Here is a 20,703-nt window from a genome sequence, read left to right as displayed (position 1 = left end):
TATTAATGGTGTAACGATAAAAAAAGCATATAACGTCGTTATCATTACACAGTTCTTCGTTTGAGAAAATGTCTTGTCCAGGATAAAAACAGTGCAATAAATCCTTTCTGTCCCTCCCGCCATGTCCGCTTAGAATATTTTTCAGTCAAATAAATACGACCGAATGATAAATGTGCTAAATATAATCTTGCGGAAGATGACCCTAACGCAAACTGGCGGCAGAAAATCTGCACCAGAGGGGTGCGTTCGATCGAAAAATGTGATTTATTTCACGGTTTGGATTGGCGATGTGAATGCGACGGCTATACTGTCGCGAAAAGGAAAGGACAATAACATGGAACAAAAACACAATCGCAGCCTGGGAGGCAAACTGGCCCTGTGGGTATTTTACGCCTTTTGCGGCTATTTCATCTGGGCGATGGCCCGCTATCTGTGGATCGTCAGTAAAGTCACCTCGGTATCGGGGCCGCTCATTGAGGACGATCTCGGCTCGACGTCGGGCAAATGGCTCAGCGCCCTGTGCGGTTTTCTGCTGTTAAGCGCGGTGGGATCGATCCTTGGGGCCATTGCCTGGTACACCCGGCCGCGTGATGTGTCAGAAGAGTAAATAATTGCTATTGTACGGCTTTTCACTTTATGGAAAGCACTATGGAACTCGTGCAATGGCAGCAACGTTTTGAAAGCTGGCTGAAGGCGCATCATGCCACCGATGATACCGCCCATGATATCTCTCATTTCCGTCGGGTCTGGAACACCTCACAGCGGCTGATGAAAGATCGGGCGGTTGATGCGCTGGTCATCCTGACGGCCTGCTATTTTCACGATATCGTCAGCCTGCCAAAAAATCATCCGCAGCGGGGCCGCTCGTCGCAGCTGGCCGCCGCGAGAACCACCGCCATCCTGCGCGAAGACTTTGCCGATTTCCCTGCCCATCACTATGCCGCTATCCAGCATGCCATCGAGGCGCACAGCTTCAGCGCGGGCATTACGCCGCTTACGGAGGAAGCGAAAATTGTGCAGGATGCCGATCGGCTGGAAGCCCTCGGTGCGATTGGCCTTGCACGCGTCTTTGCCGTGTCCGGCGCGCTGGGGGTACCGCTCTTCGACCCGGAAGATCCCTTTGCCGATGCGCGTGAGCTGAACGACCGGGCGTTTGCGCTGGACCATTTCCAGACCAAACTGCTGCGCCTGCCCGAGACGATGCAGACCGCCGCCGGACGACAGCTGGCACGCCAGAGTGCCGATGTGTTGATTCAGTTTATGGCCCGGCTCAGTGCTGAGCTACGCGGTGATTACGAGGGTATCGACGCCGCAGTGCTGCAGCGTTTCCGCGACAGTCTGTGATGCCTTTATGTGTTACTCTCTCCTCAGTCCCTTTTGGCCCGGTTAAATCTATGCAGGAAAATGTATCAGTGATGGAGTCCGCGCTTGTGCTGGCAGAGAAATCAACGGCTTCCGTTCAGGCGTTATTGAGCCAGCTCCTGGAAATATACGATGCCAGAACGCTGGCTCATCTTCTGAAGACTCAGGGCGACAGTCACTGGAGCCCGGCGATCCTCAAGCGTCTGGTAACCAGCGAGCGGGCAGGCCATCGCCTCAGCGACGGTGAATATAGCCTGCTGCAAAACCTGCTCCCACGCCCTCCGGCCTGTCATCCTCACTATGCTTTCCGCTTTGTCGATCTGTTTGCCGGGATCGGCGGCATCCGCCATGGTTTTGAGGCGATCGGCGGCCAGTGCGTGTTTACCAGCGAGTGGAACAAACATGCGGTGCGCACCTACAAGGCCAACTGGTATTGCGATCCGGATGCGCACCAGTTCAACGATGACATCCGCGAAGTCACCCTCAGCCACCAGAGCGGCGTCACGGACGACGAGGCAGCGCAGCACATTCGCAACGCCATTCCGGAGCATGACGTGCTGCTGGCGGGCTTCCCCTGTCAGCCGTTTTCGCTGGCCGGGGTATCAAAGAAGAATGCCCTGGGCCGCGCGCACGGTTTTGCCTGCGACACGCAGGGAACGCTGTTCTTCGACGTGGCGCGCATTATTGACGCTCGCCGCCCGGCCATCTTCGTCCTTGAGAACGTGAAGAACCTGAAGAGCCACGACGGAGGTAAAACCTTCCGCATCATCATGCAGACCCTCGACGACCTGGGATATGACGTAGCGGATGCCGCGGAGAGCGGGCCTGACGATCCGAAGATTATCGATGGTAAACACTTCCTGCCCCAGCACCGCGAGCGCATTGTGCTGGTGGGTTTTCGTCGCGATCTTAACCTGCGGGGCAACTTCACGCTGCGCGATCTTCCCGGTCTGTGGCCGGCACGCCGACCCACCATTGCCGATCTGCTTGAGCCCGTAGTGGACGCAAAATTCATTCTCACCCCGGTGCTGTGGAAATATCTGTATCGCTATGCGCAGAAGCATCAGGCGAAGGGCAACGGGTTTGGCTTCGGGATGGTCGATCCCACCAACCCGAACAGCGTTGCCCGTACTCTCTCGGCGCGCTATTACAAAGACGGGGCCGAGATCCTCATTGACCGGGGCTGGGATAAAGCCCTCGGTGAGCGGGATTTCGACGATCCGCAAAACCAGCGCCACCGTCCTCGCCGCCTGACGCCGCGCGAGTGTGCCCGTCTGATGGGCTTTGAAACCCCTCAGGGCTACCAGTTCCGCATTCCGGTGTCTGACACCCAGGCTTACCGTCAGTTTGGTAACTCGGTGGTAGTCCCGGCGTTTGCCGCCGTCGCCCGACTGCTGGAGTCGCGCATTCTGCAGGCGGTAGCGCAACGCAAGGCTGAGACTGTCGATGGCGGACGTTCATAATAAGGCCACCCGCAGTAAAAACATGCGCGCTATCGGCACGCGGGATACGGCCATCGAAAAACGGCTGGCTGGCCTGCTGACGGAGGTCGGTTTTGCGTTCCGCGTGCAGGACGCCAGCCTTGCCGGCCGGCCTGATTTTGTGATTGATAGCCACCAGTGCGTCATCTTTACCCACGGCTGTTTCTGGCATCGTCACGACTGCTATCTGTTTAAGGTCCCGGCGACCCGCACCGACTTCTGGCTGGACAAGATTGGCAAAAACGTTATTCGTGACAATCGCGATATTGCCTTGCTTCAGCAGCAGGGCTGGCGGGTACTGGTTGTGTGGGAGTGCGCGCTGCGCGGCAGGTTAAAGCTGGATGACAGGGCGCTCACCGAGCGGCTGGAGGAGTGGATCTGCGGCGGTGGAGAGACCGCGCAGATCGACACTCAGGGCATTCGCCCGCTTAAGGTTTCTCCGCCTGACACGGCGTAACCACCGGTTTGGCCGGTAACAGATACTTGCCCAACGTCACCAGCACCACCGCCATAATGATGATCCCCAGCGCCATCCACTCAACCGGGGAAAGCGATTCCCCGCCAAGACCCGTACCCAGCAGCACGGCCACCACCGGATTCACATACGCATAGCTGGTGGCGACTGCCGGAGAGACATTGCGGATCAGGAACATATAGGCATTAATCGCAATTACCGAGCCGAAAATGGCCAGATAACCCACCGCCAGGAAGCCGGACAGGTCGGGCAGGGTAGTCAGCTTTTCGCCAGAGATCATCGACGCCACCAGCAGCACGATCCCGGCGGTGACCATCTCAATAGCCCCGGCCATCATCCCGGTGGGTAATTCGATGCGTGAGCCGTACACCGAGCCGAACGCCCAGCTCATCGAGCCGATCAGGATCAGCACCGCGCCCCACGGATTGCCGCTCAGATTACCGCCGCTGTTGAGCAGAATAATACCCACCATCCCGATAGCGATCCCCAGCCACTCCAGCTTGCGCGTTTTGATGCCAAACAGGCGGCTAAAGCAGAGGGTGAACAGGGGAACGGTCGCGACCACCACCGCCGCGATTCCCGAAGGAACATTCTGGTGTTCCGCCACGGTGACAAAGCCATTTCCGACCGCCAGCAGCAGGACGCCGATCAGGGCGGCATTGAGCAGCGGGCGCAGCGGCGGCAACCTGTGACCGCGCAGGAATAAAAACGCCAGCAGCAGGACACCCGCAGAGAGGAAGCGCACGCCCGCCATCATCAGAGGCGGCCAGCTCTCCACGCCGATGCGGATCACGAAGTAGGTGGATCCCCAGATGATATAGAGCGCAAACAGCGCGCCCGCTAATGGTAAGACTTGCCTGAAACGCATACTCCCTCACAATGCAATAATTTGGTCGCATAGAGTTAACGTGAAAACTATCACGCTGGCGAGTTCTTTAATTGTGGTGATTCTGAATTATTTGTTGACTTAAACGGGAAAGTTTCGGGGTTGCGGGTTTTACTCCATACTGTTCAGGTTATTAACAAAAAAGAAGGAACGTAATTTTGGCGGGAAGTAGCTTATTAACACTGCTGGATGATATTGCCACCTTGCTGGACGATATTTCGCTGATGGGAAAACTGGCGGCCAAGAAGACCGCGGGCGTGCTGGGAGACGATCTCTCCCTCAATGCCCAGCAGGTCTCGGGCGTGCGCGCCAATCGGGAGTTGCCGGTGGTCTGGGCCGTGGCGAAGGGGTCATTGCTCAATAAAGTGATCCTCGTGCCGCTGGCGTTGCTGATCAGCGCCTTTATCCCCTGGGCCATCACGCCGCTGTTGATGGTAGGCGGGGCGTTTCTCTGCTTTGAAGGGGCAGAGAAAATATTGCATTCGCTCGAATCACGTAAGAATAAAGGAAAGGAGAGTCCGGAGGCGCGGCAACAGCGTCTGGAAGCGCTGGCCTCGCAGGATCCCGTCACCTTTGAGAAAGATAAGATAAAGGGCGCGATCCGCACCGACTTTATCCTGTCGGCTGAAATTGTGGCCATCACCCTGGGTATTGTGGCGGATGCGCCGCTGCTGAACCAGGTGTTGGTGCTGTCCGGGATTGCCATTGTGGTCACAATCGGGGTCTACGGCCTGGTGGGAGTCATCGTTAAACTCGACGACGTCGGCTACTGGCTGAGTGATAAAACCAGCGCCCTGGCGAAGATGATCGGTAAAGCCCTGCTGGTGATTGCCCCCTGGCTGATGAAGTCCCTGTCGGTGATTGGTACCCTGGCCATGTTCCTGGTCGGCGGCGGGATCGTGGTGCATGGCATCGCGCCGCTGCATCATGCCATTGAACACTTTGCCGAAGGACAAGCTGCTGTTATTGCAACCGTTTTACCTACCTTACTGAATCTGGTAATCGGGTTGATCATTGGTCTTATCGTGGTCGCTGTAGTAAAATTCGTCGGAAAAATGCGAGGTAGTTCACATTAATAGCTTGTGGCTATACCAGGCATAACTGCTATTTGTCGACTAAATTGATACAGTTTCACACTGATAAAGGAGGCGGTTATGGTCTTTCTGGTCAGCGATGAAGTTAAGCCAAAAAACGGCGGTCCACGAATGGTCGTTACCGGCTATGCAAGCGGAATGGTGGAGTGTCGCTGGTACGACGGTTACGGCATCAAGCAGGAAGCGTTTCGTGAAGATGAGCTTCAGCATGGTGACGGCATCCGGCGACAGGACAAGGCTTGAGTCACGCTACGCCCGGCAATGCCGGGCGTTTTTGTGCGCTATAATCGCTAACAGACAGTAATATTACCGTCCCCGCACATGCGGATGGCGCAGGTGGCTTTCAGGGAGTGTGTGTGCAGCCCGACGATATTGTAAGAAAAGAGGTTTTTGCGGCACCTCATCGTTTTCATCCGGGCCGGGTTGTCAATATCTGCTTTATTACCGTCCTCATCTTCTCCACGCTGCTGACCTGGCGCGAGGCTGTGGTGCTTGAAGACGCCTATGCCGCTACGCAGCACACGCATCTTGAGAATGTGGTTAACTCACTGGATCGCCAGCTGCAGTTCAGCGTGGAAAAACTGCTCTTCTTTCGCAACGGCATGCAGGATGCCCTTGAAACCCCGCTGGCCTCTACGGTGTTGCATGATACCGTCTCCCGCGTTAGTGACCTGCGGACAAAATCCTTCTGGCAACTCACCTTCGACGAGCGGCGCACCTTACCCTTAAATGGCGTTTCCGATGCCTTTGTCGAGCAGACCAACAGCCTGATACGCGACGACGAACGGCTCGAACAGGAGATGAGTGCCGCCTTCGAAATGGGCTATCTGCTGCGTATTAATGCTCCTCCTGCGCACGCAAAGCGCATCGTTTACGTCTCCCGGGCGGGGTTTTACATCTCTACCGAACCCAACAATGGGGAGCGGGACATAACCACCCGTTACTATCAGCTGGCGATCACCCCGTGGTTCACCCGGCAATCGGAGCGCGATAATCGCGCCCGCAGCGTGCGCTGGTTTACGCAGGCGGCTGAACGCGATCGCATCGTTACGGTCAGCGTCCCGGTCGACTATCAACGTTACTGGTACGGCGTGCTGGCGATTGATTTTACCCTGCAGGGGATCAAGAAGCTGTTGCAGGATGCGGTAGACGGTAATGGGGAAGGGGAGTTCCAGCTCTACGACAACAGCTTTACGCTGCTCGCCACGTCGGAGAGCGTCGCCCGAAACGCCAGCCAGTTTGATGAGCGCGAACGCGCGCAGATTGCCAGCGCGATGGAGAAGGATACCGAAGGGGAGATCCGGCTGGGGAGTCGGTACGTTAACTGGCAGCATCTGGACCACTTCGACGGGGTCCTGCTGCGCATCCACACCTTCAGGGAAGGGGCGCAAGGCGACTTTGGCAGCATTACCATTGCCCTGACGCTGCTCTGGCTGCTGTTCACCGGGATGCTGGTGGTCTCATGGTTCGTCATCCGTCGGATGGTCAGCAACATGTACCGGCTGCAACACTCGCTCCAGTGGCAGGCCTGGCACGATCCCCTCACACGGATCAATAACCGCGGCGCGCTGTTTGAGCGGGCAAAAGCGCTGGCGAAGCGATGCGAGCAACAGCAGCAGCCTTTCTCGGTGATGCAGATGGATCTCGACCATTTTAAAAACATCAACGACAGATACGGCCACCAGGCGGGCGATAAGGTACTGACCCATGCGGCAAGGTTAATTACCAGCACGATACGGGAGGCCGATGTCGCCGGGCGCGTGGGCGGGGAAGAGTTTTGCGTGGTCCTGCCAGGGGCCGGGCCTGAGGAGGCGATGCAGATTGCAGAGCGGATACGGGCGCGGATTAACGGCCGCGAAATTCTGGTGAAAAAGAGCCAGACGGCCCGCATCAGCGTGTCGATCGGCGTCAGCAGCGCCCGGGAAAACGGTAATTATGACTTTGAACAGTTGCAGTCCATCGCTGACGCCCGTCTCTATCAGGCGAAGCAGCGAGGACGCAATCAGGTCGTTGGTCAGGAAGAGAAGAAGTGATCCAGCCCTTCACGCCAGCCCGCAGGACCTGGCTGTTGGGTATGGTAAACCCGCTGCGGATCGTCGTTTTTTAGCTGTATGCCCTGGCGGTTAATACCTTTGATCACCACCGCCAGGTCCACGCTGTCCAGCAGCGGTGCGTCGTTTGGCCCGTCCCCCAGCCCTAAGGTGGTGGGCAGCATGCCGTCGCGCTGCAGGTACTGCTCGTTGAGCCAGCTGATGGCCTGGTCTTTGCCGCCCCGGGCGTCAAGGATATGCCAGAAGCGCGCGCCCTGAACAAACTTCAGCCCCAGCGCTTCCAGGGCCGTTTCAAACGCCGCCATCTCCTCGTCGCTGTCACGCCAGATCAGCGTAACCGAGGCTTCGTGCAGCCGCGCCAGGGCCGCTCTTTCGCGACTGAGGCCTGTCCACTCGCTAATCACCCGCTCGTCCACCTCATCGAAGGTGGTGAACTTGTATCCCGCGTCGGTACGCAGCTGGTTAATCACCTGGACAATATCGGCATGGGGAACCCCGCTGATCAGCCGGGGGGCGTCAGGGTGATCGTTCCAGCGCACATCCAGCTGGATCACCGCGCCGTTCTCCGCAATAAAGGGCAGACCGTCCAGGCCGAGATCGCGCTGTATCGCCTGCATCTCCGCCGCGGTTTTGCTGCTACAGAGAACGATCGGGATTTGATGGTCCTGTAAGGTCTCCAGCCAGCCAGCGGCGGGTTGCCAGTCGTAGGTGTGAATGTCCAGCAGCGTGCCATCCAGATCGCTATAGATGAGCAGCGGGTCCTCAAGTGAAGGCATAGCATCTCCCGTAACGGATAAAGGTCGTTTATAGGAATTTTCTTAAAAAAATAACGCGGGAAAAGTTCCACTTATGGAAACGATCCCGCTCAGGCCGCGTCCCAGGCTCGTTGGCAATCATATCTAAAAATTTAATTTCGCGTGGTAACTATACATGTGAAAAATATATCCTTGTCTTGCAAAATTTTTGCAGATAATGTCTACCCCACATCAGATTTCCTGGTGTAACGAATTTACAAGTGCTTCTTGCATAAGCAAGTTTCATCCCGGTCACCCCATGACCGGGATTTTTTTCGCCTCAGCGATTCACTTCCGTCACGCTAAAATCATGGATATCGAGCTCGAAGGCCTCAGCCAGCTCGCGCCAGGTGTGGTAATCCCGGTCATTCACTCTTACCCGTGCGGGGTCATCCTCGATGCGTTTTACCTCACTCTCGCTGATCTCATTGATTGCGGCGAGCAGGGCATCGACGTCAACATTCACTTCCCGTTTTGCCGTTTCGCTGTACTCTTTGACGGTCTTCATCACTCACTCCTCATTACAGGCTGTCCACCTGTAAGTATAGACCGTCGATAAAAACGTCAGTCACGCGGCAACACGCTGCCAGTTTTCACGTTTTGTTCTACACTGGCTCAAAACCAGAGGAGGATTTTATGAAGGTTAACGATCGGGTGACAGTCAAAACGGATGGCGGGCCGCGCCGCCCGGGTGTGGTACTGGCGGTTGAGCAGTTTAATGAAGGCACGATGTACCTGGTCTCGCTGGAAGATTACCCGCTCGGGATCTGGTTCTTTAACGAGACGGGTCACCCTGACGGCATTTTCGTCGAAAGCCAGGAGTAACGCGTGTGTCGGGTAGCGCGGGCTGGCCCGACCCGAATAGCGCACAGGAAAAATCTCTGGCATAGCCAGAGATCGGGGAGCAATAAAAAAGGGGAGGGGCGATTAACGCAGGTTAACGTAAATTCCGTTGGTCACATTATCTGTCAGACGCACAACATGATAGATCACTTGCTTATTATGCGTTTTTATCTTCCTTTTAATATTTCCTTTATGTGACGAAACCGTCTTGGCCTTGATATTCATCTGATCGGATATTTGAATCGTTCCCTGTCCGGCCATCCACATTCGCAGCATACTTGATTCAGTCCGGCTTAATGATAAAGTCGGAAAATTAAATTCTGCTACATTCTTTATCTCTTTGCTTAAATAATCCCCCACCAGGTCATCCAGTGACTCCGGCTTAATGGATTTAGAGCTAATCAGAAGATTCTGACGTACCCGCAAATATTCGTCGAAATGAAGATTGGCAATTGCCATAAATACAATAAACAGAGTGCCGGGATGCTGATTAATGATCTGCTTTATTTGCTGACTGTTGCCAGGATCGTGAATGAAACAGTCCTCATTAATAAACACCACACCAGGCGTCAAGGCCTCACATGCGGCGGCAAGTTCGTCAACGTTATGAACGTCGTTGATGTCTTTTTTCTTTACCCCTCTGCTGGCCAAATACCCGGTTAACCCTAGCCGGGTGTAACTGCATAAATCCATAATGATCGTTGACATGGTATACCCTCACTCAATGCATAACGATAATTTACCATCTGCCTGAGAGCTCTATAACCGCCATACGGGATGGAATAACATAATTACCTGTGAGCATTACAAGGACTTTCAGGCGAACTCACTATCCCGTAAAGTTACGTATAATTTGCCAGGAAACTTCTTAAAGTAAAGTAAATGTTGAATAATGTGAGGAGGATAAAAACATTCAGGCCGCACCAGATATACCCTGGTAGATGTTCCTTATCTTTGACTTTAGGATTATCCTCAAAGAAACAATATAAAACCCAGGGGTTATTATTTCGCTGAAAGTTCACTCACGATATTACTCAGCAGATTAAATACGTCACTGAATAAGCGTTCGCAGAAAGGGGCAATAAGGGGCATTAACAGAGAAATAAGCACCATGCCGACGGTCAGGGTGATCGGGAAACCGATGACAAACACCGAAAGCTGCGGTGCCATACGGTTCAGTAAACCCAGCGACAGGTTGAGGATCAGCAGCAGGGTAATCAGTGGCAGCGCAAGCATCAGGCCGTTGAGGAAGATCAGTCCTGCGGCACGGGTCAGGGCCATAAAGGCGTTACTGTTTACCGCTTCACCGCCAATCGGCAGCGTGTGGAAGGTATCCACCAGCATTGAAATCAGCCACAGATGACCATCAAAGGCCAGAAACAGCAGCATCGCCAGCAGGTCGATAATACGGGCGATAATCGGCATGTTGAGTCGGCTGCCCGGGTCGAAGAAGGTGGCAAACGACAGACCCATCTGTAAACCAATCAGCTCCCCGGCCATACGCACCGCGGCAAAGGCAAACTGCATTGTAAAACCGATCGCCACGCCAATCAGGATCTGCTGTAACCCAACCCACAGAGCCGGACCCGAAAATATCGGCACGTTCACCGGCGGCAGCGTCGGGGCAACGATAATAGTGATAAGAATACCGAGGCCGATTTTCACCCGCTTGGGGATCGACCGCTCACTGAGGATCGGCGCGGTGGAGATCAGGGCCAGAATGCGCAGTAGGGGCCAGAAGTAGAGGCCGAGCCACTCAAGCCATTGATCGCTGGTGAAGTGGATCATGCCCGGGCTTAACCGATGATGTACGGCAGGTTGGTAAACAGATTACGTATGTAATCCAGCAGCAGGTTCAGCATCCACGGCCCGGCAATAATCATCGCCACGAACACGGCGATAATTTTCGGGATAAATGACAGGGTCATTTCGTTAATCTGGGTGGCGGCCTGCAGGATACTGATAATCAGACCGGTGACCAGGGCCACCAGCAGCAGGGGAGCGGCAACGGAGATGGCGACTTTCATCGCTTCCGTGCCCATCATCATGACCGATTCTGGCGTCATTGCGCGCTCCTTAACTGTAGAAACTTTGCGCCAGCGAGCCGACCAGCAGCTGCCAGCCATCCACCAGCACAAACAGCATCAGCTTGAAGGGCAGGGCAATGGTTGCCGGCGGCACCATCATCATCCCCAACGCCATCAGCACGCTGGCGATCACCAGGTCGATAATCAAAAACGGAATGAAGATCGTAAACCCAATCTGGAAGGCGGTTTTCAGCTCGCTGGTGACGTAGGCGGGCAGCAGAATGCGCATCGGCACCGCTTCCGGCCCCTGGATCGGCCCGGCGTTGGCCAGACGGGCAAACAGCGCCAGGTCGGCTTCACGGGTCTGACGCAGCATAAATTCGCGCAGCGGCTGAGCCCCTTTCTCCATCGCCTCCTGCATTGAGATCTTGTCTTCGCTGAACGGCTGATAGGCATCGACATAAATCTTGTCGATCACCGGCGACATAATGAAGAAGGTCAAAAACAGGGACAGACCGAGCAGAACCTGGTTCGGCGGCGCCGAAGGGGTACCCAGCGCATTTCGCAGCAGACCGAAGACGATGATGATGCGGGTGAAGCTGGTCATCATCAGCAGGATTGCCGGGATAAAGGTCAGCGAGGTGATAAACACCAGCGTCTGAACCGACAGGGTCCAGCTCTGGCCACCCCCGGCCATCGGCGTGGAGATTATGCCTGGCAACTGAGCGTACACGGCGGGAGCAAACAGGCCAAGGCCTGCAAGCGCAAGGGATAAAACACGGCGCATCACGATCTCCCGGAACGCTTAAGCAAACTCTTCATCATGGCCTGGAAATCGGCCGGAACTTCTTTGCCTGTCTCTTCAGAGACCGGCGCAGGCGGTAAGGTATGCAGGATGTTAATTTGCGAGGCGGTGACACCCAGCACCAGCCGGGCATCTTCCACTTCGATAATCACCACGCGCTCGCGTGGCCCCAGCGAGGTGCTGGCCGCAAGCTTGAGCCCGCGCGCGCCGGCGGTTTTACCCGCCAGGCCAACGCGTTTTGCCAGCCAGGCGACAATCAAAATAAAGGCAATAATACCCAGCAGCGCACCGCTGACCTGCAGCAGCGGCGAACCGGTCACTGCAGAGGGTTGTGAGACGATGGCCTGGGTTTTCATCATTAACGGCTCAGACGACGCATACGTTCAGACGGGGTAATAATGTCGGTGATACGCACGCCGTACTTATCGGCGACAACCACTACTTCACCCTGGGCAATAAGGTAGCCGTTGATCAGAATATCCAGCGGCTCACCGGCCAGACCGTCCAGCGCCACTACGGAACCCTGGGTCAGGCGCAGCAGCTCTTTAATGGTCATCCGGGTACGGCCCAGCTCCACGGTCAGCTTGACCGGGATATCCATAATCAGATCGATATCCTGCAGCGTACCGCTGACGTCACCGCCGCCCAGCTGCTGGAACACCGCATCGGCCACGCTTTTGCTGGCCGGTGCTTGTTGTTCGTTTAACGCCTCAGCCCACAGATCGTCCAGTGCTCCGTTGTTGTCATCGGACGGATTGTTCATATCACTCATTTGGGCTGTTCCTCATTCAGAGAATTCAAAATCGGGTTAATCAGGTGCTCAACGCGTAACGCGTATTGATTGTTCACGGTGCCATACTGGCTGGTCAGCACGGGTACGCCATCCACATGGGCAATGATGCGATCGGGTTTTTCGATCGGCAGCACATCACCGGGTTTTAATTTTAAGATCTGCGACAACCGCAGTGGGACGTCGGCAAAGTTCGCCACCAGCTCCAGCTGGGAGTGCTGAACCTGGCGCACCAGGTTTTCGCGCCAGTTCTGGTCTTCGTGACGGGAGTTTTCCAGCGGCGGGTTCACCAGCACTTCGCGCAGCGGTTCAATCATGCTGAACGGCAGGCAGATGTTGAACTCACCGGTCAGGTTGCCGATCTCCACGTGGAACGGGGTGTTCACCACAATGTCGTTTGGCGAGGTGGTGATGTTGGTGAACTTCACCTGCATCTCGGAACGGACATACTCCACTTCCAGCGGGTGAATCGCTTTCCACGCGTCGCTGTAGCCTTCAAGAGCCAGCTTCAGCATGCGGTTGATGACGCGCTGTTCGGTATGGGTGAACTCGCGGCCTTCCACTTTAGTCGGGAAACGTCCGTCGCCGCCGAACAGGTTATCCACGGCGATAAACACCAGGCTTGGCGAGAAGACGAACAGGCCCGTGCCGCGCAGCGGTTTCAGATGGATCAGGTTGAGGTTCGTCGGCACCGGCAGGTTGCGGGCGAACTCATGATAGGGCTGAATGCGGATCGCGCCGACGGTGATATCCGGACTACGACGCAGCAGGTTAAACAGCCCCATACGGAACTGACGGGCAAAACGTTCGTTGATGATCTCCAGCGCCTGCAGACGCTCGCGCACCACGCGACGCTGGGTATTAGGATCGTAGGGACGAATGTCACTTTCGCCCGGTTTGCCCGGTTTTGGATCGTCGGTTTTATCGCTGTCGCCGTTGAGCAGCGCATCGATTTCCGCCTGAGAAAGAATACTGTCGCCCATGTCGTTACCGCAGAATGAAAGCTGTATACAGAACGTCAGTGACTTCCTGCTTAGGTTGACCGCTTACCAGAGGCGCAGCCAGCGTTTGCTTAATGTCCGCCACCAGTTTTTGTTTACCTTCATCGGTAGACAACTGCGTGGGATCCTGACGCGAGAACAGCAGCAGCAGACGGCTGCGCACTTCCGGCAGGTATTCGCTCAGACGGGTGCGGGTGGCATCATCTTTCAGACGCAGCGTAATGCCCACGTAAAACACGTGCTCGGCATCGCCCAGGTTAACGGTAAAGGTATCCAGCGCGAAAAAGACCGGGGCCGCGGGTGGCGGTGGCTCTGCTTTGGCTGCGGCTGACGGTGCTTTATTCATGCGCCAGTAGCTGTAACCTGCGGTCGCGCAGGCAGCGAGCGTAATTAACACCAGAAGCGGGATCCAGATGGAACGCTTACTTTTCTTGGTGATGGCGGAGTCAGTCATCTGATTCGTGCTTCCTGTTTCGGGACTGCTAATGAGGTGATTATCCCGTGTCCGCTCGCCGTCAAAGGGCCGAAAAGACGGAGATAATCACGCTACCTCTGACGTTTAGGTTTAGGCGAAGATATCGACAGCGTTGTTTCCACGTGCCGCGGACTGCAGGGAGGCAGGTACTGCCAGCAGCTCATCGCTCTCTTCATCGAATGTGCTTGCATTGCCGGAACGGGAAGTCTGCTGCTGATGCTGGGAAGAAGCCTGCTGCTGCCCGTTAAAGTTTTCACTGCTGATGCTGCTTTGCGTCAGTTCAATACCGTTTTCCGCCAGCTGGGTACGCAGCACCGGCAGGGCCGCTTCCAGCGCCGCACGGACGTGGCTATGGCCTGAGACCATCTGCAGCTGCGCCTGGTTATCATCCAGCTTAAGCGTAATCTGCACCTGACCCAGATCTTCCGGGTGCAGACGCAGCTCGGCGCTCTGCTGGCCCTGACGGGTGAAGAGGGTGATGTGCTGGCTGATGGTCTGCTGCCATTCGTTGCTGCCCAACTGGGCGCTGACCACCGGCGCGGCGGCAAAGGTCGGCTGCACTGAGGCCGGGGTGCTGACAATCGGCCCCATGGTGATGGTCGGCCCGGTCGGGGACGGGGTGCTCTCTGCCGCCTGCTTTGTCGTCGCGGCGGCAACGGCTGGCGTCAGTTGGGTGTTGGAGGCGAGCGTCGCCTCTTTATCCTGGGCTACGGCTTTGGCGGTGCGCAGGGCATCAGTATCCAGCGCAGGCTGACGGCCACGATCGCTGGTCAGAGAGGCCTTAACCTCCAGGCCCCCGGTGCTCACCGGCTGAGGTGGTGCGGCTGTGGTGGTCTGCTGGTGGGGCAGCATCGCCATCAGGGCGCTTAATCCCGCCAGCTCTTCATCGCTGAGTTCGGTTTTGCTGTCAGCCTCTTTCGCCGCCTGGGTCAGGCTTTTCAGCACCTCGCCTTTGACTGCGGGCAGCAGGCCGGAGGTCAGGCCCGGCTGGGTGACACTCTCGTCGGCGACGATGAGATCCTGATGCGCCAGCAGATCGGCCAGTTTCCCGGCGTCGGTGTCGGCATCAATATCGCTGGCGTCGGCTTTCAGATCCACGACGGCCCGCTTACCGCCTGCGGTCTGCAGATCGTTCAGCGTGAGACCGACCTCGTTGCCCTGGCCTTTGGCATCGGTTAACGCGCCCGCCAGCAGGGAAAGAAAGTCCTGCGCGCCGTCGGCCGCTTTTCCGCCCCGAACGCCCGCCGCAAGGTCGGTGTCGCTCGAAAGCAGTTGTTGAAGGGTGATCATTCCGGTCTCCTCATCGTTGCTCGCTGGGCAAATTCATCCATTTTTTTCTGATCGAGACGGCTTTCCGCCAGGGTTGCTGCGGCAACCTGCCGATCCTGCAAGGTTTGCCAGGCCTGTAAACGCTGTTTCTTCTCTCGCCAGAAGTTCAGGGCCCGGTCAACCTTCTCGGTCCACTGAAGCACCTGCTGGCGATGCTGATCTATGGCTTTCTCCAGGGTCTGGATGAACTGTTGATAGTTGATCCAGCGCTGGCTGCCGATGCCCTGGGCCATATCCGTGTTGAGGTTGGTGCGATACTCATGCTGGTAGTCAATCAACATCTTCAGCTGCTCTTCCGCCTGCTGATACCCGCGGCGCATTGCGCCAAGCTGCTGCGCGGCAGTATCAACGTCTTTTTCGGCCAGATCTTTCAGCGTGGATAATGCGCCGTGTTGTGCCATGACATTCGCCCTCTACTCGGTTACACCTGCGGGAAAATCATTTCCAGAGCCTGGATCGAGCTTTCCCAGTCGGCTTTCTCAAAAATACCCTGCTGCAGATAAGCTTCCAGATGCGGCCACAGGGCGATCGCCTTGTCGAGCATCGGGTCGCTGCCTTTGGCATAGGCCCCGACGCTGACCAGATCGCGGTTGCGCTGGAAACTGGAGAGTAGCTGCTTGAAGTTACGCACCCGGGCGTAATGCTTCTCGGTAATCAGGGACGTCATCGCACGGCTGATCGAGGCTTCGATATCAATGGCCGGATAGTGACCCGCTTCGGCCAGACGGCGCGACAGGACAATATGACCGTCGAGGATCGCACGTGCCGAGTCGGCAATCGGGTCCTGCTGGTCATCGCCTTCGGTCAGCACCGTGTAAAACGCGGTGATCGACCCGCCGCCGCTGATGCCGTTACCGGCGCGTTCCACCAGCGCCGGTAATTTGGCGAATACCGAAGGCGGATAGCCTTTGGTTGCCGGAGGCTCACCGATCGCCAGAGCGATTTCACGCTGGGCCATCGCGTAACGGGTCAGGGAGTCCATAATCAGCAGCACGTGCTGGCCGCGATCGCGGAAATCCTCAGCGATGCGCGTGGCATAGGCCGCACCCTGCATACGCAGCAGGGGAGAGACGTCCGCCGGGGCGGCAATCACCACCGACCGGGCGCGCCCTTCGGCACCCAAAATGTTCTCGATAAAATCTTTAACTTCACGGCCACGCTCGCCAATCAGCCCCACCACGATGACGTCGGCCTGGGTGTAGCGGGCCATCATCCCGAGCAGCACCGATTTGCCGACGCCGGAGCCGGCAAACAGCCCCATACGCTGGCCGCGACCGACGGTCAGCAGGGCGTTGATCGGGCGTACGCCGGTATCCAGCACGTGCTCGATCGGCGTACGTTGTAACGGGTTAAACGGTTGAGTGATCAGCGCCCCGGTTTCGGTGGTGTCGGGGGAGGGCAGGCCATCCAGCGGTTTACCGGCACCGTCCAGCACGCGTCCGAGCAGCGCCGGGCCGAGCGGCAACTGCTTGCCGCTGTGCAGTCCGTCGCCGGATAAATTTTTGGCATACACGCGCGCGCCGGGCAGGACACCTTCGACCTCTTCCAGCGGCATCAGGAACAGACGCTGGCCGTTAAAGCCAACCACTTCGCTCTCGACTTCGCGGATCTCGTTCCCATCCTGGCGTTCGATAATGCAGGTGGCCCCCAGGGGCAGCTGCAGGCCGGTCGCTTCCAGCACCAGGCCGGTGGCGCGGGTTAAGCGGCCATAACGGCGAACCGCAGGCAGTTGCGCCATTTTGGTTTCAAAATTGTCGAGGGTGTTGAGCCAGCGGGTCAGGCGTGCGGTCATCAGATGACTCCCGGTGCTGCCAGGCGGCACAGTTCCTGCCAGCGAGTGGCCACGCTGGCATCCAGATCGCCTTCATCGGCAGAGACTTTGCACCCGCCGTGATGGAGGGTCGGATCGCCACGCAGACGCCAGCCGTGCAGGCTCAGGGTCGCGCCGAGCATCTCTTCCACCCGCTGCAGATCGTCCGGGTGGACGCGCAGCTGTGGTTTGCCGCTGAACAGCGGCTCCTGCTGCAGCAGACCCTGGATCTGTTTGATCAGCGAGGAGTTATCCACCGGCGGGGTGTGGCCGATCACCTGACGGGCGGCTTCCAGCGCCATCTGCATCAGGCGCGAGGCGATAACGCTGTCCAGCGCGTCCAGAGTGTTCTGGAACTCGCTGACCAGCTGCTGCATCCGGGCATGGATTGGCGCCTGCTGGGCACGCGCCTGCTCAAGGCCTTGCGCCAGCCCCTGGGCCAGCCCTTCCTGATAACCTTGCTCCTGGCCTTTCTGCCGGCCTTCGTTCATGCCGGCCGTGTAGCCCTGATCGTGGGCCTGCATCTGGATCTGCGCCAGCTGCTGGGCACGCTGCTCCTCTTCGCTCAGCTCAGGCTCGTCGTTATCCTCACCTGCCTCGGCAGGTGCGATGGACGCAGGCACAAATTCCGCGCGAGGAGGGGAGAGATCGTCCGGAGTCCAGATCTTCCACGGCAGTTCATCAGACATAGGTATCCTCGCCGCTGCCGACTACCATCTCGCCGGTTTCGGCCAGACGACGCACAATAAGGAGGATCGCTTTCTGTTCGTTTTCCACCTGAGACAGACGCACCGGACCACGGTTGGCAAGGTCGTCGCGCAGGATATCTGCCGCACGCTGGGACATGTTGCGCAGGAACTTCTCGCGCAGCGGCTGTTCGGCGCCTTTGAGGGCGATAAGCAGCGATTCGGAGTCCACTTCCTGCAGCAGGCGCTGGATACTGCGGTCGTCCACGTCGACCAGGTTTTCGAACAGGAACATCTCGTCGATGATTTTCTGTGCCAGCTCGCCGTCGAATTCGCGTACCGCGGTAATAACCGCCTCTTCCTGCTGGGTTTTCATCAGGTTGATAATTTCGGCCGCCGTTCTCACGCCGCCCATTTTGCTGCGCTTGAGGTTCTGGCCGTCGAGCAGGCCGTTCAGCACTTCGGTCAGCTCCGCCAGCGCCGCCGGCTGGACGCCGCCGAAGGTGGCGATACGCAGCATTACATCGTGACGCAGACGCTCGTCGAACAGCGCCAGAATATCTGCCGCCTGGCCACGCTTGAGGTGGACCAGGATGGTGGCGATGATCTGCGGATGCTCGTCGCGAATAAGGTCGGCGGCGGTCTGCGGCTCCATAAAGTTGAGCGTTTCGATGCCGCTGGCGGTATCGCGGGTCTCGAGAATATCCTCCAGCAGGCTGGCGGCGCGCTCTTCTCCGAGCGCCTTGACCAGCACCGAACGCAGGTATTCGTTAGCGTTGACGTTGAGCGCCGCAAACTGTTCGGCCTCCTGCTCAAACTCCGCCAGCACGTCGGTCAGCTGCTTGTTGGAGATCTGGCGTACGTTGGCCATCGCCGCACTGAGAACCTGTACTTCGCGCTGGGAGAGGTGTTTGAACACCTCTGCCGCCCGGTCCTCGCCAATGGTCATCAGCAGGATGACGCTTTTATCCGTTCCGGTAAGGTTACTCATTTTCTGTACTCATCCACTGGCGAATGACCAGCGCCACGACGCGCGGATCGTTGTCTGACATTTCGCGAATACGCTGGCTCATCACCTCAGCACCCATGCGCTGGTTAGCACGGCGCTGCTGCATTTGTTCGTCTTTGCTGAGGCGCACTTCCACGGCTTCCTGCGTCTCTTCGCGCAGCATGGACTGCTCTTTCAACGCTTTGGCCTCGTCGGCGCGGCGGACAAGCTGCGGACGTACGGCTTTACGCCACAGCAGCCAGGCAACAATCACCACCAGCAGCCAGCGACCGGCTTCAATCAACTGATCGATAAACGACTGGGTTTTCCAGAACGGCAGTTCACCGCTGGTATCGTCCACGGCGCTGAACGGCGAGTTCACGACGTTGAGGGTATCGCCACGTTTCTCTGAATAACCCATGGCTTCACGGGTCAGGTTTTCGATCTGCTTCATCTGCTCGGCGGTCAGCGGCAGGGGCTTACCGTCCGCCAGAGCTTTGTAGTTGACGACTACGGCCACGGAGAGACGCTGCACTTCACCGGTGTTCATTTTGGTATGGCGAATGGTGCGGTCGACTTCGTAGTTAGTGGTTTCGTTACGGCTGCTGGTGCGCGGACCGGCGTTGGCGGCGGCAGTGGTTTGCTGCTGCTGCGCACCCTGCTGACCATTCTGCTGATTCTGCGCCGGAGCGTTAATCGGCGCGGTATTGGCCGGGGCAGGCTGGTTGGAGAGCGCACCCGGCACACCGCCAGGGTTTGGTCCGCCGACCTGCAGGTTTTCATTGACCTGACGCGAGCGCATCACGGCCTGGGCGGCATCGCCGTTCGGACGATACTGCTCTTCGGTCTGCTCTTTATCGGCAAAATCGATCTGCGCGGTGACCTGGGCATGAACGTTACTGGTCCCGACGATCGGGCCAAGAATGGCTTCGATGCGGCTCTGCAGGCGGGTTTCCACATCGGTGGCATATTTCAGCTGGGCGTCATTCAGATCGCGACCGCTGGTGTTGGATTTGGTTAACAGGCGACCCATCTGATCCACCAGGGTCACGTTGCCCGGCGGTAAACCTGCTACAGCGCTGGAGACCAGATGCACCACCGCGCTAATCTGCCCTTCATCCAGCGCACGGCCAGGCTGCAAATTGACGGTGACGGAGGCGGAAGGCGCTTTCTGTTCCCGGACAAACAGCGTCGGTTTTGGCATCGCCAGGTGCACGCGGGCGCTTTTCAGCGGACCGAGGGTTTCGATGGTGCGGGCCAGTTCGCCTTCCAGCGCGCGCTGATAGTTAACCTGCTCGCTGAACTGGCTGATACCGAATTTTTCCTGATCCAGCAGTTCAAAGCCCACTGCGCCGCCTTTCGGCAGACCTTGCTGGGCAAGACGTAAGCGGAGCTCATGAACTTTATCTGCTGGGACTTCCAGGGCGCCGCCATTATCCGAGAAGCGGTAAGGGACGTTCATCTGGGTTAACTGGGTGACGATTGCGCCGCCATCCTGATCCGAGAGGTTGCTGAACAGCGTGCGGTAGTCAGGTTGTTTGGCCCATAAAACCATCGCGACAACGATAGCGATAGCGGCGGCACCTGCCACGATCAATGGCACTTTAGGGTTCGCGCGCAGGCGGCTCATCCATTCGAGAGATTTAGTTTGAGGAGCGGATGTTGCTGACGCACTCATAGCGTACCTCGTGACTCATCGTGGATTTCATTATTCGTGTGGAGAAACAAAACAGACTCCCGGGTCGGCAAACACAACAAAAATTCCATAATCATGGCTGTGCCATTATTTGATGTTTCGGGATTTTC

Annotated in this window: 24 protein-coding genes and 1 pseudogene; 8 read left to right on the top strand and 17 right to left on the bottom strand. The window is 57.2% G+C overall.

All coding sequences use genetic code 11. The features are described from left to right. The first annotated feature begins 334 nt into the window (after positions 1 to 334). The 4 genes from drpB to G7090_RS14670 are packed head-to-tail and all read left to right on the top strand — an operon-like array spanning position 335 to position 3,300. Positions 335 to 607: a cell division protein DrpB gene (gene drpB, locus G7090_RS14685; RefSeq protein WP_106993441.1), complete on the top strand. Its 273-nt coding sequence runs from the start codon at positions 335 to 337 to the stop codon at positions 605 to 607. Between the two features lie 41 nt (positions 608 to 648). Continuing rightward, positions 649 to 1,344 (top strand): phosphohydrolase, encoded by a 696-nt coding sequence (locus tag G7090_RS14680; protein ID WP_166182898.1) that lies wholly within the window; start codon positions 649 to 651, stop codon positions 1,342 to 1,344. Positions 1,345 to 1,394: 50 nt separating this feature from the next. Next, positions 1,395 to 2,825 (top strand): DNA cytosine methyltransferase, encoded by a 1,431-nt coding sequence (locus tag G7090_RS14675; RefSeq protein ID WP_166182897.1) that lies wholly within the window; start codon positions 1,395 to 1,397, stop codon positions 2,823 to 2,825. Next, positions 2,809 to 3,300, top strand: a complete 492-nt coding sequence (locus G7090_RS14670; RefSeq protein WP_166182896.1) for a very short patch repair endonuclease — start codon at positions 2,809 to 2,811, stop codon at positions 3,298 to 3,300. The genes G7090_RS14675 and G7090_RS14670 overlap by 17 nt, the downstream gene beginning before the upstream one ends. Here the strand turns inward: G7090_RS14670 and yedA are convergent. Further along, positions 3,272 to 4,186, bottom strand: a complete 915-nt coding sequence (gene yedA, locus G7090_RS14665) for a drug/metabolite exporter YedA (protein WP_166182895.1) — start codon at positions 4,184 to 4,186, stop codon at positions 3,272 to 3,274. The genes G7090_RS14670 and yedA overlap by 29 nt on opposite strands. 176 nt (positions 4,187 to 4,362) lie before the next feature. On the opposite strand from yedA, the gene G7090_RS14660 reads away from it, so the two are divergent. The 3 genes from G7090_RS14660 to dgcQ all read left to right on the top strand — a co-directional run bounded on the left by G7090_RS14660 (position 4,363) and on the right by dgcQ (position 7,331). Then, on the top strand, positions 4,363 to 5,280 hold the full coding sequence (locus tag G7090_RS14660; protein WP_166182894.1) for a DUF808 domain-containing protein: 918 nt from the start codon (positions 4,363 to 4,365) through the stop codon (positions 5,278 to 5,280). A 78-nt stretch (positions 5,281 to 5,358) separates the two neighbouring features. Then, on the top strand, positions 5,359 to 5,541 hold the full coding sequence (locus G7090_RS14655; RefSeq protein WP_166182893.1) for a YodC family protein: 183 nt from the start codon (positions 5,359 to 5,361) through the stop codon (positions 5,539 to 5,541). A gap of 113 nt (positions 5,542 to 5,654) precedes the next feature. Then, a complete protein-coding gene (gene dgcQ / locus G7090_RS14650; RefSeq protein ID WP_242685327.1) occupies positions 5,655 to 7,331 on the top strand; it encodes a cellulose biosynthesis regulator diguanylate cyclase DgcQ in 1,677 nt (558 codons plus the stop codon). Here the strand turns inward: dgcQ and G7090_RS14645 are convergent. After that, the gene (locus G7090_RS14645; protein WP_166182891.1) at positions 7,313 to 8,125 is read right to left on the bottom strand and encodes a mannosyl-3-phosphoglycerate phosphatase-related protein; all 813 of its coding nucleotides are present in this window, start codon (positions 8,123 to 8,125) and stop codon (positions 7,313 to 7,315) included. The genes dgcQ and G7090_RS14645 overlap by 19 nt on opposite strands. Positions 8,126 to 8,423: 298 nt before the next feature. Next, positions 8,424 to 8,651: a YodD family peroxide/acid resistance protein gene (gene yodD, locus G7090_RS14640; protein ID WP_106993432.1), complete on the bottom strand. Its 228-nt coding sequence runs from the start codon at positions 8,649 to 8,651 to the stop codon at positions 8,424 to 8,426. Between the two features lie 128 nt (positions 8,652 to 8,779). Between yodD and dsrB the strand changes: the two genes are divergently transcribed. Next, complete coding sequence (dsrB, locus tag G7090_RS14635) at positions 8,780 to 8,968, top strand: protein DsrB (RefSeq protein ID WP_207630073.1); 189 nt, start codon at positions 8,780 to 8,782, stop codon at positions 8,966 to 8,968. Positions 8,969 to 9,070: 102 nt separating this feature from the next. Here the strand turns inward: dsrB and rcsA are convergent, their stop codons facing one another. The 14 genes and pseudogenes from rcsA to fliF form a co-directional block, all read right to left on the bottom strand. Continuing rightward, a complete protein-coding gene (gene rcsA, locus G7090_RS14630) occupies positions 9,071 to 9,694 on the bottom strand; it encodes a transcriptional regulator RcsA (RefSeq protein ID WP_106993430.1) in 624 nt (207 codons plus the stop codon). 287 nt (positions 9,695 to 9,981) lie between these two features. Further along, positions 9,982 to 10,774, bottom strand: a pseudogene (gene fliR / locus G7090_RS14625) (flagellar biosynthetic protein FliR); the annotation flags it as partial. 8 nt (positions 10,775 to 10,782) lie between these two features. After that, positions 10,783 to 11,052, bottom strand: a complete 270-nt coding sequence (gene fliQ / locus G7090_RS14620) for a flagellar biosynthesis protein FliQ (protein WP_166182889.1) — start codon at positions 11,050 to 11,052, stop codon at positions 10,783 to 10,785. A 10-nt stretch (positions 11,053 to 11,062) separates the two neighbouring features. After that, on the bottom strand, positions 11,063 to 11,800 hold the full coding sequence (gene fliP, locus G7090_RS14615; protein ID WP_106993427.1) for a flagellar type III secretion system pore protein FliP: 738 nt from the start codon (positions 11,798 to 11,800) through the stop codon (positions 11,063 to 11,065). Next, complete coding sequence (gene fliO, locus G7090_RS14610) at positions 11,800 to 12,174, bottom strand: flagellar biosynthetic protein FliO (protein ID WP_106993426.1); 375 nt, start codon at positions 12,172 to 12,174, stop codon at positions 11,800 to 11,802. The genes fliP and fliO overlap by 1 nt, the downstream gene beginning before the upstream one ends. 2 nt (positions 12,175 to 12,176) lie before the next feature. Further along, positions 12,177 to 12,590 (bottom strand): flagellar motor switch protein FliN, encoded by a 414-nt coding sequence (gene fliN, locus G7090_RS14605; RefSeq protein ID WP_106993425.1) that lies wholly within the window; start codon positions 12,588 to 12,590, stop codon positions 12,177 to 12,179. After that, the gene (gene fliM, locus G7090_RS14600) at positions 12,587 to 13,591 is read right to left on the bottom strand and encodes a flagellar motor switch protein FliM (protein ID WP_166182888.1); all 1,005 of its coding nucleotides are present in this window, start codon (positions 13,589 to 13,591) and stop codon (positions 12,587 to 12,589) included. Before fliM ends, fliN begins: the two co-directional genes overlap by 4 nt. 4 nt (positions 13,592 to 13,595) lie before the next feature. Then, a complete protein-coding gene (gene fliL / locus G7090_RS14595; RefSeq protein ID WP_106993423.1) occupies positions 13,596 to 14,063 on the bottom strand; it encodes a flagellar basal body-associated protein FliL in 468 nt (155 codons plus the stop codon). A 111-nt stretch (positions 14,064 to 14,174) separates the two neighbouring features. Beyond that, entirely contained in the window at positions 14,175 to 15,374 is a 1,200-nt protein-coding gene (gene fliK, locus G7090_RS14590; RefSeq protein WP_166182887.1) for a flagellar hook length control protein FliK, read from the bottom strand. Beyond that, a complete protein-coding gene (gene fliJ / locus G7090_RS14585) occupies positions 15,371 to 15,814 on the bottom strand; it encodes a flagellar export protein FliJ (protein ID WP_166182886.1) in 444 nt (147 codons plus the stop codon). Before fliJ ends, fliK begins: the two co-directional genes overlap by 4 nt. A 20-nt stretch (positions 15,815 to 15,834) precedes the next feature. Further along, positions 15,835 to 17,205 carry a flagellar protein export ATPase FliI gene (fliI, locus tag G7090_RS14580; protein WP_106993420.1) on the bottom strand — a complete coding sequence of 457 codons (1,371 nt, stop codon included), beginning with the start codon at positions 17,203 to 17,205 and terminating at the stop codon, positions 15,835 to 15,837. After that, a complete protein-coding gene (fliH, locus tag G7090_RS14575; RefSeq protein WP_166182885.1) occupies positions 17,205 to 17,912 on the bottom strand; it encodes a flagellar assembly protein FliH in 708 nt (235 codons plus the stop codon). The genes fliI and fliH overlap by 1 nt, the downstream gene beginning before the upstream one ends. Then, positions 17,905 to 18,900, bottom strand: coding sequence for a flagellar motor switch protein FliG (gene fliG / locus G7090_RS14570; protein ID WP_032612254.1), 996 nt, complete (start codon positions 18,898 to 18,900; stop codon positions 17,905 to 17,907). The genes fliH and fliG overlap by 8 nt, the downstream gene beginning before the upstream one ends. Next, entirely contained in the window at positions 18,893 to 20,575 is a 1,683-nt protein-coding gene (gene fliF, locus G7090_RS14565; RefSeq protein ID WP_106993418.1) for a flagellar basal-body MS-ring/collar protein FliF, read from the bottom strand. The genes fliG and fliF overlap by 8 nt, the downstream gene beginning before the upstream one ends. Between the last annotated feature and the right edge of the window lie 128 nt (positions 20,576 to 20,703).

This window comes from Leclercia sp. 29361 (assembly GCF_011290365.1).
GTDB classification, from domain to species: domain Bacteria; phylum Pseudomonadota; class Gammaproteobacteria; order Enterobacterales; family Enterobacteriaceae; genus Enterobacter; species Enterobacter tamurae.
Note: the sequence above shows the minus strand (reverse complement) of the source record. Positions and strands in the feature narration are given on the sequence as shown.

What these genes read in the sequence shown, in the direction of transcription:
- drpB (WP_106993441.1), top strand. Translation starts at nt 335, where the DNA reads ATGGAACAAAAACACAATCGCAGCCTGGGAGGCAAACTGGCCCTGTGG.
- G7090_RS14680 (WP_166182898.1), top strand. Translation starts at nt 649, where the DNA reads ATGGAACTCGTGCAATGGCAGCAACGTTTTGAAAGCTGGCTGAAGGCG.
- G7090_RS14675 (WP_166182897.1), top strand. Translation starts at nt 1,395, where the DNA reads ATGCAGGAAAATGTATCAGTGATGGAGTCCGCGCTTGTGCTGGCAGAG.
- G7090_RS14670 (WP_166182896.1), top strand. Translation starts at nt 2,809, where the DNA reads ATGGCGGACGTTCATAATAAGGCCACCCGCAGTAAAAACATGCGCGCT.
- yedA (WP_166182895.1), bottom strand. Translation starts at nt 4,186, where the DNA reads ATGCGTTTCAGGCAAGTCTTACCATTAGCGGGCGCGCTGTTTGCGCTC.
- G7090_RS14655 (WP_166182893.1), top strand. Translation starts at nt 5,359, where the DNA reads ATGGTCTTTCTGGTCAGCGATGAAGTTAAGCCAAAAAACGGCGGTCCA.
- G7090_RS14645 (WP_166182891.1), bottom strand. Translation starts at nt 8,125, where the DNA reads ATGCCTTCACTTGAGGACCCGCTGCTCATCTATAGCGATCTGGATGGC.
- yodD (WP_106993432.1), bottom strand. Translation starts at nt 8,651, where the DNA reads ATGAAGACCGTCAAAGAGTACAGCGAAACGGCAAAACGGGAAGTGAAT.
- dsrB (WP_207630073.1), top strand. Translation starts at nt 8,780, where the DNA reads ATGAAGGTTAACGATCGGGTGACAGTCAAAACGGATGGCGGGCCGCGC.
- rcsA (WP_106993430.1), bottom strand. Translation starts at nt 9,694, where the DNA reads ATGTCAACGATCATTATGGATTTATGCAGTTACACCCGGCTAGGGTTA.
- fliQ (WP_166182889.1), bottom strand. Translation starts at nt 11,052, where the DNA reads ATGACGCCAGAATCGGTCATGATGATGGGCACGGAAGCGATGAAAGTC.
- fliP (WP_106993427.1), bottom strand. Translation starts at nt 11,800, where the DNA reads ATGCGCCGTGTTTTATCCCTTGCGCTTGCAGGCCTTGGCCTGTTTGCT.
- fliO (WP_106993426.1), bottom strand. Translation starts at nt 12,174, where the DNA reads ATGAAAACCCAGGCCATCGTCTCACAACCCTCTGCAGTGACCGGTTCG.
- fliN (WP_106993425.1), bottom strand. Translation starts at nt 12,590, where the DNA reads ATGAGTGATATGAACAATCCGTCCGATGACAACAACGGAGCACTGGAC.
- fliM (WP_166182888.1), bottom strand. Translation starts at nt 13,591, where the DNA reads ATGGGCGACAGTATTCTTTCTCAGGCGGAAATCGATGCGCTGCTCAAC.
- fliL (WP_106993423.1), bottom strand. Translation starts at nt 14,063, where the DNA reads ATGACTGACTCCGCCATCACCAAGAAAAGTAAGCGTTCCATCTGGATC.
- fliK (WP_166182887.1), bottom strand. Translation starts at nt 15,374, where the DNA reads ATGATCACCCTTCAACAACTGCTTTCGAGCGACACCGACCTTGCGGCG.
- fliJ (WP_166182886.1), bottom strand. Translation starts at nt 15,814, where the DNA reads ATGGCACAACACGGCGCATTATCCACGCTGAAAGATCTGGCCGAAAAA.
- fliI (WP_106993420.1), bottom strand. Translation starts at nt 17,205, where the DNA reads ATGACCGCACGCCTGACCCGCTGGCTCAACACCCTCGACAATTTTGAA.
- fliH (WP_166182885.1), bottom strand. Translation starts at nt 17,912, where the DNA reads ATGTCTGATGAACTGCCGTGGAAGATCTGGACTCCGGACGATCTCTCC.
- fliG (WP_032612254.1), bottom strand. Translation starts at nt 18,900, where the DNA reads ATGAGTAACCTTACCGGAACGGATAAAAGCGTCATCCTGCTGATGACC.
- fliF (WP_106993418.1), bottom strand. Translation starts at nt 20,575, where the DNA reads ATGAGTGCGTCAGCAACATCCGCTCCTCAAACTAAATCTCTCGAATGG.